Origin of the sequence: Aeromonas sp. S2(2024) (genome assembly GCF_041402505.1) — a bacterium.
In the GTDB taxonomy this organism is placed as follows: Bacteria; Pseudomonadota; Gammaproteobacteria; order Enterobacterales; family Aeromonadaceae; genus Aeromonas; species Aeromonas media.
Map to the genome: position 1 here is coordinate 1 of NZ_JBGLRL010000014.1, position 18343 is coordinate 18343.

The 18343-nt window shown below is 61.5% G+C and carries 16 protein-coding genes and 1 riboswitch; of the genes, 8 read left to right on the forward strand and 8 right to left on the reverse strand.

The window, feature by feature from the left end; genetic code table 11:
• Positions 1-343 precede the first annotated feature (343 nt).
• The 4 genes from ACB039_RS14330 (at position 344) to ACB039_RS14345 (ending at position 5434) form a co-directional block, all read left to right on the forward strand.
• A complete protein-coding gene (locus ACB039_RS14330; protein ID WP_041206375.1) occupies positions 344-793 on the forward strand; it encodes a pullulanase in 450 nt (149 codons plus the stop codon).
• Positions 794-1000: 207 nt separating this feature from the next.
• The gene (locus ACB039_RS14335) at positions 1001-3148 is read left to right on the forward strand and encodes an adenosylcobalamin-dependent ribonucleoside-diphosphate reductase (RefSeq protein WP_005323871.1); all 2148 of its coding nucleotides are present in this window, start codon (positions 1001-1003) and stop codon (positions 3146-3148) included.
• Between the two features lie 9 nt (positions 3149-3157).
• Entirely contained in the window at positions 3158-3841 is a 684-nt protein-coding gene (locus tag ACB039_RS14340) for a hypothetical protein (protein WP_005323870.1), read from the forward strand.
• A 222-nt stretch (positions 3842-4063) separates the two neighbouring features.
• Positions 4064-5434: a PhoH family protein gene (locus ACB039_RS14345; RefSeq protein ID WP_041206373.1), complete on the forward strand. Its 1371-nt coding sequence runs from the start codon at positions 4064-4066 to the stop codon at positions 5432-5434.
• 69 nt (positions 5435-5503) lie between these two features.
• On the opposite strand, the gene thiQ is transcribed toward ACB039_RS14345, so the two are convergent.
• The 3 genes from thiQ to thiB all read right to left on the reverse strand — a co-directional run bounded on the left by thiQ (position 5504) and on the right by thiB (position 8871).
• Positions 5504-6208, reverse strand: coding sequence for a thiamine ABC transporter ATP-binding protein (thiQ, locus tag ACB039_RS14350; protein ID WP_371165916.1), 705 nt, complete (start codon positions 6206-6208; stop codon positions 5504-5506).
• 78 nt (positions 6209-6286) lie between these two features.
• Positions 6287-7915 carry a thiamine/thiamine pyrophosphate ABC transporter permease gene (gene thiP / locus ACB039_RS14355; protein ID WP_371165917.1) on the reverse strand — a complete coding sequence of 543 codons (1629 nt, stop codon included), beginning with the start codon at positions 7913-7915 and terminating at the stop codon, positions 6287-6289.
• On the reverse strand, positions 7891-8871 hold the full coding sequence (gene thiB / locus ACB039_RS14360; protein ID WP_371165918.1) for a thiamine ABC transporter substrate binding subunit: 981 nt from the start codon (positions 8869-8871) through the stop codon (positions 7891-7893). Before thiB ends, thiP begins: the two co-directional genes overlap by 25 nt.
• 100 nt (positions 8872-8971) lie before the next feature.
• Positions 8972-9062: riboswitch (TPP riboswitch) on the reverse strand.
• A 91-nt stretch (positions 9063-9153) separates the two neighbouring features.
• Here thiB and ACB039_RS14365 point away from each other — a divergent pair.
• The gene (locus ACB039_RS14365; protein WP_025328169.1) at positions 9154-9444 is read left to right on the forward strand and encodes a PilZ domain-containing protein; all 291 of its coding nucleotides are present in this window, start codon (positions 9154-9156) and stop codon (positions 9442-9444) included.
• A 104-nt stretch (positions 9445-9548) separates the two neighbouring features.
• On the opposite strand, the gene ACB039_RS14370 is transcribed toward ACB039_RS14365, so the two are convergent.
• From ACB039_RS14370 to leuA, 5 genes are all read right to left on the reverse strand, one after another.
• Positions 9549-10475, reverse strand: coding sequence for a transglutaminase domain-containing protein (locus ACB039_RS14370; protein ID WP_371165919.1), 927 nt, complete (start codon positions 10473-10475; stop codon positions 9549-9551).
• 112 nt (positions 10476-10587) lie between these two features.
• On the reverse strand, positions 10588-11187 hold the full coding sequence (gene leuD / locus ACB039_RS14375; protein WP_005323852.1) for a 3-isopropylmalate dehydratase small subunit: 600 nt from the start codon (positions 11185-11187) through the stop codon (positions 10588-10590).
• Between the two features lie 12 nt (positions 11188-11199).
• Positions 11200-12597 carry a 3-isopropylmalate dehydratase large subunit gene (gene leuC, locus ACB039_RS14380; RefSeq protein WP_371165920.1) on the reverse strand — a complete coding sequence of 466 codons (1398 nt, stop codon included), beginning with the start codon at positions 12595-12597 and terminating at the stop codon, positions 11200-11202.
• Positions 12598-12629: 32 nt separating this feature from the next.
• Positions 12630-13715: a 3-isopropylmalate dehydrogenase gene (gene leuB / locus ACB039_RS14385; RefSeq protein WP_371165921.1), complete on the reverse strand. Its 1086-nt coding sequence runs from the start codon at positions 13713-13715 to the stop codon at positions 12630-12632.
• A gap of 265 nt (positions 13716-13980) precedes the next feature.
• On the reverse strand, positions 13981-15543 hold the full coding sequence (gene leuA, locus ACB039_RS14390) for a 2-isopropylmalate synthase (RefSeq protein WP_005323845.1): 1563 nt from the start codon (positions 15541-15543) through the stop codon (positions 13981-13983).
• 406 nt (positions 15544-15949) lie between these two features.
• On the opposite strand from leuA, the gene ACB039_RS14395 reads away from it, so the two are divergent.
• The 3 genes from ACB039_RS14395 to ACB039_RS14405 all read left to right on the forward strand — a co-directional run bounded on the left by ACB039_RS14395 (position 15950) and on the right by ACB039_RS14405 (position 18323).
• On the forward strand, positions 15950-16573 hold the full coding sequence (locus ACB039_RS14395; protein ID WP_005323843.1) for a TetR/AcrR family transcriptional regulator: 624 nt from the start codon (positions 15950-15952) through the stop codon (positions 16571-16573).
• Between the two features lie 140 nt (positions 16574-16713).
• Positions 16714-17217, forward strand: a complete 504-nt coding sequence (locus ACB039_RS14400; RefSeq protein ID WP_005323841.1) for a phosphatase PAP2 family protein — start codon at positions 16714-16716, stop codon at positions 17215-17217.
• The gene (locus tag ACB039_RS14405) at positions 17214-18323 is read left to right on the forward strand and encodes an MJ1255/VC2487 family glycosyltransferase (protein WP_371165922.1); all 1110 of its coding nucleotides are present in this window, start codon (positions 17214-17216) and stop codon (positions 18321-18323) included. Before ACB039_RS14400 ends, ACB039_RS14405 begins: the two co-directional genes overlap by 4 nt.
• Positions 18324-18343 lie beyond the last annotated feature (20 nt).

Consider the following 18343-nt stretch of genomic DNA (forward strand, 5'->3'; position numbering starts at 1 on the left):
AGAAGTGAAACGCGGTAGCGCCGATGGTAGTGTGGCATTCGCCATGCGAGAGTAGGACACTGCCAGGCACCCAATACAAGAAACCCCGCTCAATGAGCGGGGTTTTTTATTTCCTGAAAATTAGCGCATTGACTGATAATTGACCTCTAACTTTGACGGCATGTTCCCTCGGTCCAAAAACCTCGACCATCTTCTGTTCGATATTTATCCATTATCACCACGTGCTGGATATAAAAAGCACAGAATGTGATGACTCTACCTTTCTTGTGATGCCTGCTCTGCTTTAATTCGTCTGCCCACGTTCGATGGGCCAAGGAATCACAATAATCTGAGGAATGGACACATGTTCAAAAGAACAGTAACGATGATGCTGGCGGCGGGAACCCTGGTATTAGGCGGTTGCGCATCCAATGGTGGTGCAGAGCAGGCGGCAGACAACAGCGACTTCGACGGCAAGTCCATCTACCTGCGCGGTGAGATGAACGACTGGATGGCGACCGATGAGAGCAAGGTGGTCAAGGTGGCAGACAAGCTCTACATGGCCAAGGGCACGCTCAAGAAAGAATGGGCTCCCTACAAGTTCAAGTTCGCCGATTCCGGCTGGAGCTGTGGTACCAACTTCGGCTACAAGAGTCCGAGTGACGGCGTTGCCGTGCTGGGCGGAGAGCCTGTGCCGGTCAACCCCTGCTCCAAGTATGAGGACATGAAGTTCTCGCCGGATGCCGACGGTGTCTACGAGTTCTATCTGAACATGGCGGGTGAGACGCCGAGCGTGTACGTCAAGAAGCCCTGAGAACTCACCTCCCGTTAAATTCATCGGGAAATGAACCGGTTAAATGCCCTGGCCCAAATATCTGCTGGCCGGGGCATTTTTTTAGGATAGAATCGGCGCCCCGTGAGAGAGATACTATATATAGTGTTATCTGGTTTATATGAAACCTATTAGTTGTGTTTTTAACTCTGTCATGACGTTGTTGCATTCACATAAGGTGGCTTGAAAATGGCTAAATCCAACCCTGTTCTGGAGAGTGGACCCGGTTCTGCCCTCATCCCCATGCAGGAAACCTCCCTCGAGATCTGGGACAGCAAGTATCGCCTCAAGAGCAAGGATGGGGCGCCCATCGATGGCACCATAGACGAGACTTATCAGCGGGTTGCCCGTGCGCTGGCGGCCCAGGAGAGCGAGCCCGATGCCTGGTATGAGCCCTTCCTGTGGGCCCTGCGCAATGGCGCCATCCCGGCGGGTCGCATCACTTCCAATGCCGGGGCCTTCGAGCACAAGCCGGCCACCTCGACCATCAACTGCACCGTCTCCGGCACCATCGAAGATTCGATGGACGACATTCTCGGCAAGGTGCACGAGGCCGGCCTGACCCTGAAAGCGGGCTGCGGCATCGGCTATGACTTCTCGACCCTGCGCCCGCGCGGTGCCTTCGTCTCCGGCGCCGGGGCCTATACCTCGGGCCCGCTCTCCTTCATGGATATCTACGACAAGATGTGTTTCACCGTCTCGTCAGCCGGTGGTCGTCGCGGCGCCCAGATGGGCACCATGGATATCCGGCATCCCGACGTGATCGAGTTCATTCAGGCCAAGCGGGAAGATGGTCGCCTGCGCCAGTTCAACCTCTCCCTGCTGATCACAGAAGAGTTCGTCAAGGCGGTGAAGGAGGATGCTCCCTGGCAGCTGATCTTCCCCTACACCGCCAAAGAGGTGGAGCAGGACGGCATAGCCCTGGATGATCCCGCTCAGGTGCTCTGGGCCGACTGGCCGAACAAGGAAGGAGTGGTGATCAATGCACTGGGGCAGGTGGCCTGCAAGGTCTACAAGACCCTGCCAGCGCGCAAGCTGTGGAACGTCATCATGACCTCCACCTATGACTATGCGGAGCCCGGTTTCATCTTGATCGACAAGGTGAACCAGATGAACAACAACTGGTTCTGCGAGGAGATCCGCGCCACCAACCCCTGTGGTGAGCAGCCCTTGCCCCCCTATGGCGCCTGCCTGCTGGGGTCGGTCAATCTGACCAAGTTTGTCCGCGAGCCCTTCACCGAGCGTGCCGCCTTCGACTGGCAGGCGTTTCGCAAGGTAGTGGCCATATTCACCCGCATGCTGGACAACGTGGTGGAGATCAATCAATTGCCGCTCCCTAAGCAGCGCGAGGAGATCACCGCCAAGCGCCGCCACGGCATGGGCTTCCTCGGCCTGGGGTCGACCCTCACCATGCTGCAGATAAAGTACGGCTCTGCCGCTTCTGTCGCCTTCACCGAGCAGGTCTCCCAGGAGCTGGCGATGACCGGCTGGCAGGAGTCCCTGGCGCTGGCGAAAGAGAAGGGCCCGGCTCCCATCATGGAGCAGGAGTTCGAGGTGACCGGCAAGATGCTGCGGCTGCGCCCCGAGATGGTGGCCGATGGCATCAAGCTCGGCGACAAGGTGAAGGGCAAGGTGCTGCATGCGCGCTACAGCCGCTACATGCAACAGGTGGCCGAGGTGGCTCCCGCCCTGGTGGCCGCACTGGCCGAGGTGGGTGGGCGTTTCACCCACCACAGCAGCATAGCGCCGACCGGTACCATCTCCCTGTCGCTTGCCAACAATGCCAGCAACGGCATAGAACCGAGCTTCGCCCATCACTACAGCCGCAACGTCATCAAGGCGGGCAAGAAGAGCAAGGAGAGCGTGGATGTCTACTCCTTCGAGCTGCTGGCCTACCGGGAGCTCATCAATGCTGGCGCCATGCCCTACACCGAGGATGAAGCCTGCCGTCTGCCGGATTACTTCATCACCGCCGACGACATCAGCCCGGCCCAGCACGTGGACATTCAGGCCGCGGCCCAGCGCTGGATAGATTCGTCCATCTCCAAGACGGCCAACGTACCGACCGACTTCCCGTTCGAGCAGTTCAAGGACATCTACATGTATGCCTCGGACTCCGGCCTCAAGGGCTGCACCACCTTCCGCTTCAACCCTGAGGCCTTCCAGGGGGTGCTGGTGAAGGAGAAGGATCTGGAGAACACTCAGTACGAGTTCACTCTGGAGGATGGCTCCGTCATCACGGTGAAGGGGAACGAAGAGATCGAATACGATGGCGAGCTGCACACCGCCGCCAACCTCTACGACGCCTTGAAAGAAGGCTATTACGGTAAATTCTGAGAACAGATTATGGTCAAGAAGATCGACAGGAAAATCGTCGCCTACAAGGTGAAAACCCGGGATGAGCCGCAAGAAGCGCCGGCTCCTCAGGATGACGTGGTGCACATGCACGAGACGGTACTGCGTCCGGAGCGGCTGATGGGCACCACCTACAAGCTGAAGACGCCGGAGCATGTCTCCGAGCACTCGCTGTTCATCACCATCAACGACATCATTCTCAACGAGGGCACGGTCCACGAGACGCGCCGTCCGTTCGAGATCTTCATCAACTCCAAGAGCCTGGAGCACTACCAGTGGATAGTGGCGCTGACCCGCATCATCTCTGCGGTGTTTCGCAAGGGTGGAGATGTCACCTTCCTGGTGGAGGAGCTGAGGTCCGTGTTCGATCCCAAGGGGGGTTATTGGAACAAGGGCAAGTATGTGCCGTCGCTCATCGCCGAGATTGGCAATGTGATCGAGACCCATCTCACCGAGATAGGGATGCTCAAGGCCACCGGGCTGGATGAGCACCAGCAGGCGTTTCTGGCCGAGAAGCAGGCACAGATCCAGGCCGAACAGGAGGCTGACGTCCAGCAGGCAGGCAGCGGCTTCCCGGCCAGTGCGGCGCTCTGCTACAAGTGCCACACCAAGGCGCTGGTGCAAAAGGATGGCTGCATGACCTGCCTAAACTGTGGCGATTCCAAGTGTGGCTAGCAGGTGCGGTTAGTCCGAAAAGCAGTGTGAAAAGACCGGCCTGTGGGCCGGTCTTTTCTATTGGGTATTTTCTGTTCAGTCAGTCGCGGGAGCCAAAGGGATTTGTTGCACGCTGGTAAAATCGGGCGTAGCGTTGGGGGTAATAAAACTGTCACGGCCGTGTGGTTTCAATGACATCTGAGATTCACACACGTGGCACCTTCAGTGCCAAGGAGGATGCTTATGGACAACACGGACCGAAAGCTGTTTATCCTGGATACCAACGTTCTGCTTCACGAACCCCTCGCCATCTACTCCTTCAAAGAGCACGACGTGCTCATTCCCATGACGGTGCTCGAAGAGCTCGACAACATCAAGGATCGCCAGAAAGACGTCAGTCGTGATGCCAGGGTCGCCATCCGGGCGCTGGAAGACGTGTTTCGCGACGCCAACCCCGAGCAGATAGTGCAGGGGGTGGCCCTGGCCGGTGAGGCAAGCGGTCATATCTCCATCTTCAGCGATCATCATCTGCCCCAGGATGCCGAGGTGTTCACCGACAAGGAGGCGGACAACCGCATCATCAACGCGGCCCTCTACCTGCAAAAACACGAGATGAAACGCCAGGTGGTGCTGGTCACCAAAGACATCAACATGCGCCTCAAGGCCAAGGGGGCGGGCCTTGCCCATGTGGAGGATTATCGCAGCGACCAGCTCATCGACGACATTCGCCTGCTGGCCAAGGGTTTCCAGGTGGTGCCCGGCAGCTTCTGGGAGCGGGTCGGCGAGTGCGACAGCGAAACCCATGGCCGCGATACGGTGCACGTTATCGATGCCAACCTGTTGGAGGGGGTACACGTCAACCAGTACCTGCTGGACGAGGAGAACTTCTTTGCAGCCAGGGTGCTGAGCCACGATAGCAACAAGATCCGCCTCAAGGATCTGGGCCGCGAGCGGCTGATGTCACGCAAGGCCTGGGGGGTGCATCCCAAGAACGTCTATCAGGGGATGGCGCTGGATGCTCTGCTGGATCCGCACATCGACCTGGTGATCCTGACCGGCCCGGCGGGCTGCGGCAAGACATTGCTCGCCATGGCTGCGGCCCTGGAGCTGGTGATCGAAAAGGGGATCTACGAGAAGGTGATCGTCACCCGTAACACCCCGGAGATCGCCGAGAGCATCGGCTTCCTGCCCGGTACCGAAGAAGAGAAGATGATGCCCTGGCTGGCGGCGGTGACCGACACCCTGGAAGTACTGCACAAGCAGGACGAGAACATGAGCGGGTCCCTCAGCTACATCATGGAGAAGGCCAACATCCAGTTCAAATCGGTCAACTTCATGCGCGGGCGCAGCATCCAGAACACCTTCGTGCTGCTGGACGAGTGTCAGAACCTGACTGCTTCCCAGATCAAGACCATCATCACCCGCTGCGGCGAGGGGACCAAGATAGTCTGCTCCGGCAACCTGGCGCAAATAGACTCCAACTACCTGAGCCCGGTGACCTCGGGGCTGACCTACATAGTCGAACGGTTCAAGGACTTCGACGGCAGTGCCAATATCTTCCTGAACGGGGTGGTGCGCAGCCGGCTGGCCTCGTTCGCCGAGGAAAATCTCTGATTTAACTGACTATCTTCATACGGAAAAAGGGAAGCCAGCGGCTTCCCTTTTTTGATCCCGTTGCTGTCATTACCCTTGTGCACGACCAAGGTAACGTAGCAGTCCGGGGTGCTCGCTGTTCTGCAGTATGTCGGGTTTGCCCTGCAGGGCGATGCGGCCTTCGTCCACGAACAACACCTGATCGGCGATAAGCTGGGCATCTTCCGGGTTGTGGGACACCATGAGCACAGTGATGCCCTGCTCGCAGGCAAGCTTGGCCACTTCGGCCAGCATCTCCCGGCGCAGGGCGGGATCCAGGGCCGAGAAGGGCTCATCCAGCAGCAACAGCGGTTTTCCCCGCACCATGGCGCGGGCCAGCCCGACCCGCTGTTGCTGGCCGCCGGAGAGCTGCTCCGGCAGGCGCGTGAGCATGTCGCCAAGACCGACCCGCTCTGCGCCCTGCTTCACCTGCTCGCGCTGTGCCGGACTCAGGCGCAGGCCCGGGTGCAGGCCGATGGCAATGTTGTCGAACACAGACAGGTGCAGGAAGAGGTTGTGATCCTGAAACAGGGTGGTGACAGGGCGCTCGGCCGGACCGAGCGGCAGCAGATCGACGTCATCGAAACTGAGGCGGCCGGACTCCACCGGCACGAAACCGGCGATCATGCCGAGCAGGGTGGACTTGCCGGCGCCGCTCGGCCCTATCAGGGCCGTGATCTCCCCTCTGGGCAGGGTGGCGCTGAAGCTGACGCGCCAATCCGGGTAGCTGGTGACCAGCTGATCAATGTTCAGCATGTTGTCTTCTCCAAGAGGCCGCTTGACCAGCCTGTCTGGCCGAATAAACGGTGAGGGTGGAGTCGTACGCTCTGTGCCTCAATGTTCAGCATTTTTTCCTCCAAGACCCCGCTCAACCAGCCAGAACAGGGAGAAACAGAGCGTGAGCAGCAGCAGGGCAGTGGCGGCCGCCTCGGTCAGCCGGTAGCTGCCGAGCTGCTGATAGAGCAGCCAGGGCAAGGTGGTGAGGGCCTGGCTGCCGAACATGGCGATGGCGCCGAGATCCCCGAGGGACAATATCATGGAGAGCGCCATGGCGAGCGCCAGCGGGCGGCGCAGCAGAGGCCACTCCACCAGTCGCAGGCGATGCAGACCGCGCACCCCCAGGCTGTCCGCCAGCCGGTCATACTGACGCACCACCAACTGCATGGGGGCGCTGAGTGTGCGCAGCACATAGGGCAGCGCCATCAGGGCGTTGACCAGCACCACCAGCCAGGGGCCCAGAGCAAAGACATCGGTGAAGGGCATGAACATGATGAACAGCCCTGTGCTCAGCACCACTGCCGGGATCATCAGGATCATGGAGCCGCTGGCCTCCCACAGGGCGGCGGCCCGCCGCTTGCGCCCGCGCACCCTCAGGTGGCGGCTGGTGAGCAGCAGACCGGCGCCGAGCAGGGTCGCCAGCGACCCGGCCGCCAGGGCGATGGCCAGGGACTGGCCGCCCGCCTGCCACAGTTGGAGGGATGCCAGCGCCGTCAGCAGGCCGGGGTTGAAACCGGCCACGACTATGGCCAGCAGGGGGGGCAGGAAGATGGCAAGCCCGGTGGCAAGGGCCAGCCCATCCACCAGGCCTGTCCCCGGCTGATGGCGATCCGGCCTCAGGCAGGGGCGGCGGCTGGTGAGACGGCTGGCCGGGGTGGTCTGCAGCCTGTGTTGCAGCAGGAGCAGGGCGACGGTCAGCAGCAGCTGTACCAGCGCCAGTCCGCCCGCGGTGGCGAGATCGAAATCAAAGCGCAGTGCCTGATAGACGGCGACTTCCAGGGTGGTGGACTTGGGGCCGCCGCCCAGCGCCAGCACTGTGGTGAAGCTGGTGAAGCAGAGCATGAAGATGAGGCTGGCGAGCCCTGGCAGTATGCTGCGGATGAGCGGCCACTCCAGCAGCAGGAAGATGTGGGATGAGCGCATGCCGAGCTGGCTGGCGAGGCGCCAGGAGGTCTCAGGGACGCTCTCTATGCTTTGCAGCATGAGGCGCGCCGCCAGCGGCATGTTGAAGAAGACATGGGCCAGCAGTATGCCGAACAGGCCGTACAGGTAGTTGCCGGGATCCAGCCCCAGGCCGCGCAGCAGCTGTGGCAACCAGCCCTGGCGGCCGTGCACCGCGACCATGCCGAAGATGGCGATGATGACGGGTAGCACCAGGGAGAGGCCGAACAGCTTGAGCAGCAGGGCTCGGCCGGGGAAGCGGCGCCGCGCCAGGGCACGGGCCACCGGAATGGCGAGCCCCAGACTCAGCAGGGTGGAGAGCAGGGCCTGCCCCAGGCTGAAGCCCAGCACATGGCGCAGATAGGGATCGGCCAGCAGGGTGCGGGGAGACAAGGTGCCCGCCTGCCACAGCAGGGCCGCGAGCGGCCCGAGGGACAACAGCAAGATCAGCAGGGTGGCCGCACTGCCCGGCAGCCACCAGAGGGGACGAGAGCCTGCGTTCACTGGGTGACGGCTTGCAGCCATTCGCGGATCCAGTCCTTGCGATTGGCGGCCACTTCATCGGCGCTGAAGGCGAGCGGTTTGGCCACGGTGATCATCTGCTCGAAGCCCTTGGGCAGCGGCTGGTCGATCACAGGGTACATCCAGTTGCCGGCGGGGATCTCCTGCTGGAAGGCAGGGCTTATCATGAACTGCAGGAACTGGTCCGCCAGCTTGTCCTGGACAGCGCCTTTCAGCTTGGCGGCCACTTCCACCTGACGGTAATGCCCCTCTGCGAAGGCGGCCGCCTGATACTGGGGCTTGTTTTCGGCGATCAGGTGATAGGCGGGGGAGGTGGTGTAGGAGAGCACCATGTCCGCCTCGCCATCGAGGAACATGCCATAGGCCTCGGACCAGCCCTTGGTGACGGTGACCGTCTTCTTGGCCAGCTCGGCCCAGGCGGCGGGGGCCTGGTCGCCGTAGACGGACTTCATCCACAGCATCAGCCCCTGGCCTGGGGTGGAGGTGCGGGGATCCTGATAGATCACCTTGAGATCGGGCCGTTCCACCAGCTCTTTCAGGCTCTTGGGGGGCTGCTTGAGTTTGTCCTTGTCGTAGACGAAGGCGAAGTAGCCGTAGTCATAGGGGACGAAGGTGTCATCCTGCCAGCCACCCGGCACCTTGAGGGCGTCTAGCCTGGTGTGATGGGGGGCAAACAGGCCGCTCTGCTTGGCCTCGCTGACCAGGGCATCGTCCAGCCCCAGCACCAGGTCTGCCTTGCTGTGCTGGCCTTCCAGCCGCAGTCGGTTGAGGATGGCGACGCCGTCTTCCAGGGCCACCAGGTTGAGGGTACAGCCGCACTCCTTCTCGAAGGCCTGCTTGATCTTGGGACCCGGGCCCCATTCGGCTGCAAACGAATCGTAGGTGTAGACGGTGAGGGTGTCGGCGGCAAATGCCTGGGCAGAGAGCAGGCCGGTCGCGAGCAGCAGCAGGGTCTTCATCAATGGCACTCCTGTGGGTACTGAGGTGCCATGGGCAGCGGTCTGCTCATCAATGGCACGTCTCCTGTGGTGAGGGCCAGCGGATGAGGGCACAAAAAACGCGCGCCATGCCTCAAATTCCTCCGCCAGCATTATCTGGATCAGGTTCACGGGTATAATCTCAGCGGTAAACCGCACCCCGTTTGAGCAACGAACCGCATTGTATTGGCCTTCTTTGGGGGAGGCCAGCACTATGTTTCACGGGCCGCGCCGTGCGAGCCACCACCAAGGAGGATGCCCCCAGTGATCACCAGCACCAAGGAAAGACGTGCCTTCCAGCGCATGGTCATCAACGCCCCTGTCACCCTGTTCCAGCGCCAGCAGGTGCTTGAGGGAGTCTGCCGGGATCTCAGCGCCAATGGCATGGGGGTCGAGGTGAATGAGCATGGCTTCGATCTGGCTCAACCCATCAGGGTGAGCCTGGCCACCAGCAGCAACCTGCTGCCCCCCTTCGAAGCCCAGGCCCGCATAGTGCGGGTGCTGGAGGAGGAGGGCGGGCTCTTGCTGGCGCTGGAGTTCCTGCCGCTGACCTGAGCCCGCACGTCACCCTGTTCCATCGACCAGCCACCGGCTGGTCGATGCATTTTCGGCCCGTGCCAATCTTATCTTCCCGCCCGGATTGTCGCCCTGGGGGCAGCTCAGTTGCTGGCCAGCACGGGTTGGACGCTCAACTGCTTGCTGTCGACCAGCGTCTTGCTGGTGGGGGCGAGCTGGCCCATGGGCAGCTGGGCGGGGCCGGTCGGTTCCAGCAGCAGATAGCTTTCCCCTTGCCAGCTCAGGGTCGCCTGACCCGGGCCGGCAGGCAGTGCCACCCCCAGCAGGGCATGGCCCGGCACGAACACCATGGCCTGCTTCAGCTCGGGAAAGCGCTGGGCCAGCAGGGCCGACATCAGAGTGACCTTGCTGTCACAATCCCCCCGGTTCTGTTCCAGCACCTGGCGCGGGCTGAGAAAGCCCTTGCCCGAGCGCCCCGACTGGCTGTCGAGCAGTTGATAGGGGATGGCCTGGATGAAGTCGAGCATGTGCGCCACCGTCTTCTGGCGCGCCTCCGTCTCTGTGGCTCCCTCCTGCTTGAGTTGCTCGGCCAGGGGCGCCAGTTCGGCGCGGCTCTCCAGGGCGATGCGCACATGATCCTGCTTGATGGCGGGGACGCCGTCGGGCGGGGTGAAGGGCTGGAAGTAGTGCTGCTTGAGCCACTCTGCCTCCAGCCTGGCCTGCTCCGGCTTGACCCAGAGCGAGGCTTCCCTGGCCATGTCGGCGTTGCGGCTCTTGAGGCTGAGGGCGAGGCTGGGGCGAGCGAGGGAGAATTGCACCTCGGGGAACTCAAGGGCAGCCTGCTGCAGCAAGGTCTGCAGCACCTCCTCCTGCATCCTGGCCGGGCGATAGGCGATGAGCGGCGGCAGCTTGCCCGCCTCCAGCCGGTAGCTGAGTTGCTGGGGTTGGCCCTCCCTGTCCTGCCAGCCGACGTTGAGCTGACCGCCGTTGCTGTTGAAGTAGGTCTGTCCGCCCAGGGCCGGGAGGCTGAGCAGCAGGCAGAGCAGTGAAAGGGCGCCCCTTGCGGACATAGGTGTCTCCTGTCGGACATGCAGAGGTGGCGGGCCTTGTACAGCGACCCGACAATAAAACAGGGAGCCTCGGCTCCCTGTTGATTCTACTCGTTTTCTTGCAGCTGGCGCGTCAGATCCAGCTCGGCTGTTTCGCCTCGAAGGCGCTGATGGCGGCCTCGTGCTGCAGGGTCAGGCCGATGGCATCCAGCCCGTTGAGCAGGCAGTAGCGGCGAAACTCGTCGATCTCGAAACTGAAGCTGAGCTCACCGGCGCGCACCTGGTTCGCCTCCAGATCCACGTCGATCTCGATACCCGGCTGGGCGGCAACCAGCTGGAACAGGGCCTCGACCTCTTCTTCTTTCAGGCGTACCGGCACCATGCCGTTGTTGATGGCGTTGCCGTAGAAGATGTCGGCAAAGCTCGGGGCAATGATGGTCTTGAAGCCGTAGTCCGCCAGCGCCCAGGGGGCGTGCTCGCGGCTCGAGCCGCAGCCGAAGTTCTCCCTGGCCAGCAGTATGCTGGCGCCGGCGAATTGCGGCTGGTTCAGCACAAACTCGGGGTTCGGCTGCTGGCCTGCATCGTCCAGGAAGCGCCAGTCGTGGAACAGGTGCTTGCCAAAACCGATGCGGTTGACCTTCTGCAAAAACTGCTTGGGAATGATGGCGTCGGTGTCGACGTTGGCGCTGTCGAGGGGGACGACGATCCCTTTATGCTGTTTGAATCCTGTCATCGCTGTTTCCTCTTAGAGTGCGCGAATGTCGGCGAAGCGGCCGGTGACGGCGGCGGCGGCGGCCATGGCCGGGCTCACCAGGTGGGTGCGGCCGGCACGGCCCTGACGCCCTTCGAAGTTGCGGTTGCTGGTGGAGGCGCAGCGCTCCCCCGGTTGCAGCCGGTCGTTGTTCATGGCCAGACACATGGAGCAGCCGGGCAGGCGCCACTCAAAACCCGCCTCGAGGAAGATCTTGTCCAGCCCCTCGGCTTCGGCCTGGGCCTTCACCTGCTCGGAGCCCGGCACCACCAGGGCCTGTACCCCGGCGGCCACCTTGCGGCCACGAGCGATGGCGGCGGCGGCGCGCAGATCCTCGATGCGGCTGTTGGTGCAAGAGCCGATGAACACCTTGTCGATGGTGACATCACAGAGCTTCTGGCCCGGTTGCAAGTCCATGTAGGCAAGCGCCTTGCGGGCGGACTGCTGCTCCATCAGGTCGGTAAACGACTCCGGCGCAGGAATGGGTTCATTGACGGCAATCACCTGGCCCGGGTTGGTGCCCCAGGTCACCTGAGGGGCGATGGCGGCGGCGTCCAGCACCACTTCGGCATCGAATCTGGCATCGGCATCGCTCTTGAGGGTTTGCCAGTAGGCGATGGCCTGCGCCAGCGCCTCGCCGGTGGGGGCGAATACCTTGCCGCGGATGTAGTCGATGGTGGTCTGATCCGGTGCGATCATGCCTGCCTTGGCGCCGAGCTCGATGGCCATGTTGCACACCGTCATGCGCCCTTCCATGGAGAGACCCGTGATGGCATCGCCTGCGAACTCCACCACATAACCGGTACCGCCGGCCGCGCCGACCTTGCCTATGATGGCCAGCACCACGTCTTTCGCGCTGATGCCTTCGGCCAGCTTGCCGTTGACAGAGATACGCATGGTCTTGGCCCGGCCCTGCTTCAGGGTCTGGGTCGCCATCACATGTTCCACTTCGGAAGTACCGATGCCAAACGCGAGCGATCCGAAGGCGCCATGAGTGGCGGTGTGGGAGTCGCCGCAGACGATGGTGGTGCCGGGCAGAGTGATGCCGAGCTCGGGACCCATCACGTGGACTATGCCCTGGTATTTGTGGTTGAGATCGTAGAGACGGACCCCGAACTCCTTGCAGTTGGCGGCCAGGGTTTCCATCTGGATGCGGGCCATCTTGCCAGAGGCGGCGATGTCCTTGGTGGTGGTGGAGACGTTGTGATCCATGGTGGCCCAGGTCAGATCCGGGCGGCGCAGCGGGCGCTTCATGGCGCGCAGGCCGTCGAACGCCTGCGGGCTGGTCACTTCATGCACCAGATGGCGGTCGATGTAGATAAGGGGGGTTTCCCCTTCCACTTCCCGGACCACATGGGCGTCGAACACTTTCTGATAGAGGGTCTTGGACATTGCTCTGTATTCCTTGTTATGTGCTGCGTGGCTCAGATCCGTGCGGCTATCTGGCTGCCCATCTCGGCGGTGCTCTGTACCGGGTGCTGTGCGTTACCCTGATGCAGGTCGGCGGTGAAGTAACCCTCGGCCAGAGCCTGGGCCACGGCCTGCTCTATGGCCTGGGCCGCCTCTTCCTGCTTGAGGCTGTAACGCAGCATCAGGGCGGCGGAGAGAATCTGGGCTATGGGGTTCGCAATACCCTTGCCGGCGATGTCGGGGGCCGAGCCACCGGCCGGCTCGAACAGGCCGAAGCCGGATTCGTTCAGGCTGGCGGAGGGGAGCAGCCCCATGGATCCGGTGATCATGGCGCACTCGTCGGAGAGGATGTCACCGAACAGGTTGGAGCAGAGCAGCACGTCGAACTGGGACGGATCCTTAATGAGCTGCATGGTGGCGTTGTCGATGTACATATGGTTCAGGGCCACGTCCGGATAGGACTTGGCGACCTCGCTGACCACCTCGCGCCACAGAATGGAGGAGGCGAGTACGTTGGCCTTGTCGATGGAGGTGACCCTGGACTTGCGCACCCGGGCGGATTCGAACGCTATCTTGGCGATGCGCTCGATCTCGAAGCGGTGATACACCTCGGTGTCGAATGCCTTCTCCATGGCGCCTTCCCCTTCGCGCCCCTTGGGCTGGCCGAAGTAGATGCCGCCGGTCAGCTCCCGCACGCAGGCGATGTCGAAGCCGCGATCCGAGATGTCGGCACGCAGCGGGGAGAACTGCTCCAGGCCGGTGTAGATACGGGCCGGGCGCAGGTTGCAGAACAGCTTGAAGTGGGCACGCAGGGGCAGCAGGGCGCCGCGCTCCGGCTGATCGTTCGGCGGCAGATGCTCCCACTTGGGGCCACCGACCGAGCCGAACAGCACGGCATCCGCCGCTTCGCAGCCCGCGATGGTGCTCTGGGGTAGCGGGGTGCCGTGGTTGTCGATGGCGATGCCACCCACGTCGTGGCGCTCATAGTCGAGGGAGAAGCCGAATTTGGCCTGTACCTTTTCCAGTACCTTGATGGCCTCGGCCATCACTTCCGGGCCAATGCCGTCCCCCGGCAATACTGCGATCCGATAACTGCTCATACTCTCTCCGTCCTGATGTTGTCTTGAGTTCCATCTGCCCAGTGACCCGATACTGCGAGCCTATACCTGTTCAGACTGTCTCCGTCCTGATGTTGTGATTGAATTCCGTCGCTTTCAGCGAGCCGATCGCTGCTCAGACGGTTTCCGATTTGGTGTTGTTTTTATGTCCCATCTGCTCAGTGAGCCGATCACTCACTGTTCAGACGGTTTCCGATTTGGTGTTGTTTTTATGTCCCATCTGCTCAGTGAACCTATCACTAACTGCTCAGACGGTTTCCGATTTGATGTTGTTATTGCGTTCCATCTGCTCGGCGACCTGATCGGCACGCCAGATGCTGTTGATGACATGGACCAGGGCCTGGGCCGAGGATTCTATGATGTCGGTGGCCAGCCCCATGCCATGGAATTTGCGGCCCTTGTATTCGGCGACGATGTCGACCTGGCCGAGGGCATTCTTGCCTTCCCCCTTGCCCTTGAGCTCGTACTTGTCGATGCGGATCTCGTAGCCGGTGATGCGGTTGATGCACTGGTAGACCGCATCCACAGGACCGTTGCCGGTGGCCGCTTCGCAGATCAGATCCTGACCCACCTTGAGCTTGACCGAGGCGGTGGCCAGCACAGAGCTGCCGCTCTGCACCCCGAGGTACTCCAGCTTGAAGTGTTCGGGCTCCTCGTGGATTTGGCTGAAGAAGGCCAGCGCCTCGAGATCGTAATCGAACACCTGCCCCTTCTTGTCGGCCAGGACCAGGAACTTGCCGTAGAGGTGGTCGAGATCGTAGCTGCTCTCGGCGTAGCCCATGCTCTCCATGCGGTGCTTGATCACGTGGCGGCCGGAGCGGGAGGTCATGTTGAGGTTGTTCTGGGTGAGGCCGATGCTCTCGGGGGTGATGATTTCGTAGGTGTTCTTGGCCTTGAGCACGCCGTCCTGATGGATGCCTGAGCTGTGGGAGAAGGCGTTGGCCCCAACGATGGCCTTGTTCGGCTGCACCGGCATGTTGCACAGCTGACTGACGAGCGTGCTGGTGCGGTGGATCTCGTTGTGGCGGATGTTGGTGTGCACCCCGAGCAGGTCGGCGCGGGTTTTCAGGATCATCGCCACCTCTTCCAGGGAGCAGTTGCCCGCCCGCTCGCCGATACCGTTGATGGTGCACTCTATCTGACGCGCCCCCATCTGTACGGCACCGATGGAGTTGGCCACCGAGAGGCCCAGATCGTCGTGGCAGTGCACCGAGATGATGGCCTGGTCTATGTTCGGCACCCGGTTGAACAGGGTCTGGATGATGCCGGAGAATTCGGTCGGCACCGTGTAGCCCACGGTATCCGGGATGTTGATGGTGCGGGCCCCCGCCTTGATGGCGGCCTCCACCATGCGGCAGAGATTATCAATCGGTGTGCGGCCCGCATCCTCGCAGGAGAACTCCACGTCGTCTGTGTAGCGCAGGGCGTGCTTGATGGCGCCGACCCCCATCTCCAGCACGTCTTCGAAACTCTTCTTCAGTTTGCTTTCGACGTGGATGGAGGAGGTGGAGATAAAGGTGTGGATACGGAAGGCTTCGGCGACCCGCAAGGCTTCGCCGGCGGCATCGATGTCTTTGGGCAGGGCGCGGGCCAGGGCGCAGACACGGCTGTTCTTGATGTGGCGGGCTATGGTCTGCACCGATTGAAAATCACCGGGGGAGGAGACAGGGAAGCCCACTTCCATGATGTCGACACCGAGTCGTTCCAGCGCCTGGGCAATCTGCAGCTTCTCCTTGACCGTCAAGCTGGCCGACAGCGCCTGCTCGCCATCACGCAAGGTGGTATCGAATATGATGACTCGATCTGACATGTGACTTCCCTCTTCCTAAGTTCAGTGCGTGCATCCTGCATTGGCATAAAAAAACCCGTGCGGGGTGCACGGGTTTTTGTAAATTCCGGCTATGCCTTAGCCCGGCTACAAGGATCCCGCGCGAGAAGTCGCGATTAGGGGGAGCAGTAGTAGCGGAGCGGCAATATGCATGATGACTCAATCCTTCCAGTCGATAACGCTACTACCAATATCGAGATTTTTATGCTGTGTCAACTCGAAAGGACAGGTTCAATTCACTGTGTTATTTAATCGGATTGTAAAGGAGTGCAAATTTCCTTGTCCCATATTCGGTTCATGCCTGATTATCTGGTCGTTCCTGCTGTACTCGATCACCCGCACAATCAGATCGACTTATCAGCCCTTGCTGAATTATCTGAGGTATTCCATGGAAAAACGCAGACCTGGCCGTCCGGTCGGACGTTCCGACATTCGTGACAAGCTGCTCGCCGCCGCACGCGAACGTTTTCTCAACACCCCCTACAGCAAGGTGACGACCCGCGAGATCGCCGAGCTGGCAGGCTCCAATCTGGCGATGATCCATTACTACTTCGGCAGCAAAGAGGGCCTCTACAAGGCGGTGCTGGGGGATGTGGCCGAGCCGCTGGATCAGGCCTGGCATGACGAGAGCAGCAACCGCAGCCTGACTGATCTGCTCAATACCTACTATCAGGTGATGGCGCCAAACAGCGAGCTGACTTCCGCCATCTCCAGCGCATTATCAACCGAAAAAAGCCCAGGGCGGGATTTTGTGTTGAATCGTCTGCTGGAGCGTCAACTGCCCCAGTTCGATGCCCTGCTCGAATCCATGCGCTCCAATGGCCAGCTGGGCGACAACCTGGATCCCGAGATGCTGAAGATCTCCTTCCTCAGCATGATGTGGCAGCCCTTCGTGATGAAGGATCTCTACGAGCAGGTGTTCGGCCTGACGGTGGACGAGAGTTTCATGAGCCGGTTGGCGGCCCACAACTGCCAGTTGATGGAGAACGGCCTGCGCGGTTCCCTGAACTGAGTCTTCCCGGGTAAAAACTGAAAAAAGGGCCGCATGGCCCTTTTTTGCATAGCTCATTTCACAAATCTGTTATCTCTCCTTCAACCAAGTGTCACTCCAGCGCCCTAGTCTGCAGGCAAGACTCAGGAGCAGGAGGCGTGATGAACAAGATCCAGCAATGGGACCTGCGGGTGTGCCGCGTCTGTCTGCTTCATCCCTACAACGGGCCACAGGCCAGGATCAGCCGGCTCATCTCCCGCACCGGTGACGGCCCCCTCTACGCTGTGCTGGCCGCCCTGCTCTGGTGGCAGGGAGAGGCGCAGCGGGAAGTGGTGCAAGTCGCCCTGCTGGCCTTTGCCGCCGAGCTGCCGCTCTATCTGCTGCTTAAGAATGCCCTGAGACGTCAGCGCCCCGTGGGCTTGCCGGTCTTCATCACCCCCTCCGATCGCTACAGCCTGCCCTCCGGCCATACCGCCGCCGCCTTCCTGATGGCCACCGTGCTGGCGGCAAGTTTTCCGCTCTGGGCGCCGCTGTTGTTTCTCTGGGCCATATTGGTCGGGGCGTCGCGCCTGCTGCTCGGGGTGCACTATCTGAGCGATCTGGTGGCCGGCGCCCTGCTCGGGGGCGGCTGCGCCCTGTGGGCGCTCGGCTGGAGCCAGGGATGAGGATACTGTTCGGGGTACAGGGGACCGGCAACGGTCATATCAGCCGCAGCAGGACTCTGGCGCGCGCCCTGAAGGCCAGGGGGATAGAGGTCGACTACCTGTTCAGCGGGCGCGCCGCCGACGGCTACTTCGAGATGGGGGAGTTCGGGGAGTACCGCACCTTTCCCGGCATCAGTTTCGTCAGCCATCAGGGCTGCATCTCGGGCTGGCGTACCCTCAAGGGACTCTCTCCCCTGCGCTTCTGGCAGGACATGCGAGCGCTGGATTGCCGGGATTACGATCTGGTGATCAGCGATTTTGAGCCACTCAGTGCCCATGCAGCCCGGCGCTGGCAAAAAACCAGTCTGACCATCAGCCATCAGGCCAGCTTCGACTGGCCCATTCCGCGCTGGGGGGAGAGTGGTTTCAACCGTCAGCTGATGCGCCACTTCGCCCCGGTGAGCCGCTCTCTGGGGTTGCACTGGTTCCATTTCGGTCAGCCGCTGCTGCCCCCCATCATAGATCCCATGACCCCGGTTCCGGACAACCAGCAGATCCTGGTCTATCTGCCATTCGAGCAGACAGAGCAGATAGCTGCGCTGTTGTCGCGCTTCAGCCAGCAGCGATTCGTCTGCTTTCACCCCGGTCTTCGCAAGGCCAGTCAATGGCGCAACATCCGCTTCGAACCGGCGGCCCGTGAGGGCTTCAAGTTGGCGCTGGCCGGTTGCCGGGGTGTCATCAGCAATGCGGGGTTTGAACTGGCCTCGGAGGCGCTGTCGCTGGGCAAGAAGCTCTTGGTCAAGCCTCTGGGCGGCCAGTTCGAGCAGCTGACCAACGGCAGAACGCTGGAGCTGATGGGGCTGGCCCAGTTGATGGAGACGCTGGATGTCAATGCGGTGAGAGCCTGGCTGGAGGCACCGGCACCCGGCAGAGTGCATTACCCCGATGTGGCGGGGGCGCTGGCCGACTGGCTGCTGGCCGGTACCGAGGAAGATATTGAGTCTCTCTCCCGCCGCCTGTGGGCCAGGACCCTCTTTCCGGAGGAGGTGTGCGATCGCCTTAGCGAGTTGGCGGGCAACCCGGCATTGTCCCGTCCCTGGTTATCGCAACTCAGCGCCTTTGACTAGACTGAATTGATCCCACCAAG

Coding starts and splice junctions, on each gene's coding strand:
- ACB039_RS14330 (WP_041206375.1), top strand. CDS start 344: ATGTTCAAAAGAACAGTAACGATGATGCTGGCGGCGGGAACCCTGGTA.
- ACB039_RS14335 (WP_005323871.1), top strand. CDS start 1,001: ATGGCTAAATCCAACCCTGTTCTGGAGAGTGGACCCGGTTCTGCCCTC.
- ACB039_RS14340 (WP_005323870.1), top strand. CDS start 3,158: ATGGTCAAGAAGATCGACAGGAAAATCGTCGCCTACAAGGTGAAAACC.
- ACB039_RS14345 (WP_041206373.1), top strand. CDS start 4,064: ATGGACAACACGGACCGAAAGCTGTTTATCCTGGATACCAACGTTCTG.
- thiQ (WP_371165916.1), bottom strand. CDS start 6,208: ATGCTGAACATTGATCAGCTGGTCACCAGCTACCCGGATTGGCGCGTC.
- thiP (WP_371165917.1), bottom strand. CDS start 7,915: ATGGCTGCAAGCCGTCACCCAGTGAACGCAGGCTCTCGTCCCCTCTGG.
- thiB (WP_371165918.1), bottom strand. CDS start 8,871: ATGAAGACCCTGCTGCTGCTCGCGACCGGCCTGCTCTCTGCCCAGGCA.
- ACB039_RS14370 (WP_371165919.1), bottom strand. CDS start 10,475: ATGTCCGCAAGGGGCGCCCTTTCACTGCTCTGCCTGCTGCTCAGCCTC.
- leuD (WP_005323852.1), bottom strand. CDS start 11,187: ATGACAGGATTCAAACAGCATAAAGGGATCGTCGTCCCCCTCGACAGC.
- leuC (WP_371165920.1), bottom strand. CDS start 12,597: ATGTCCAAGACCCTCTATCAGAAAGTGTTCGACGCCCATGTGGTCCGG.
- leuB (WP_371165921.1), bottom strand. CDS start 13,715: ATGAGCAGTTATCGGATCGCAGTATTGCCGGGGGACGGCATTGGCCCG.
- leuA (WP_005323845.1), bottom strand. CDS start 15,543: ATGTCAGATCGAGTCATCATATTCGATACCACCTTGCGTGATGGCGAG.
- ACB039_RS14395 (WP_005323843.1), top strand. CDS start 15,950: ATGGAAAAACGCAGACCTGGCCGTCCGGTCGGACGTTCCGACATTCGT.
- ACB039_RS14400 (WP_005323841.1), top strand. CDS start 16,714: ATGAACAAGATCCAGCAATGGGACCTGCGGGTGTGCCGCGTCTGTCTG.
- ACB039_RS14405 (WP_371165922.1), top strand. CDS start 17,214: ATGAGGATACTGTTCGGGGTACAGGGGACCGGCAACGGTCATATCAGC.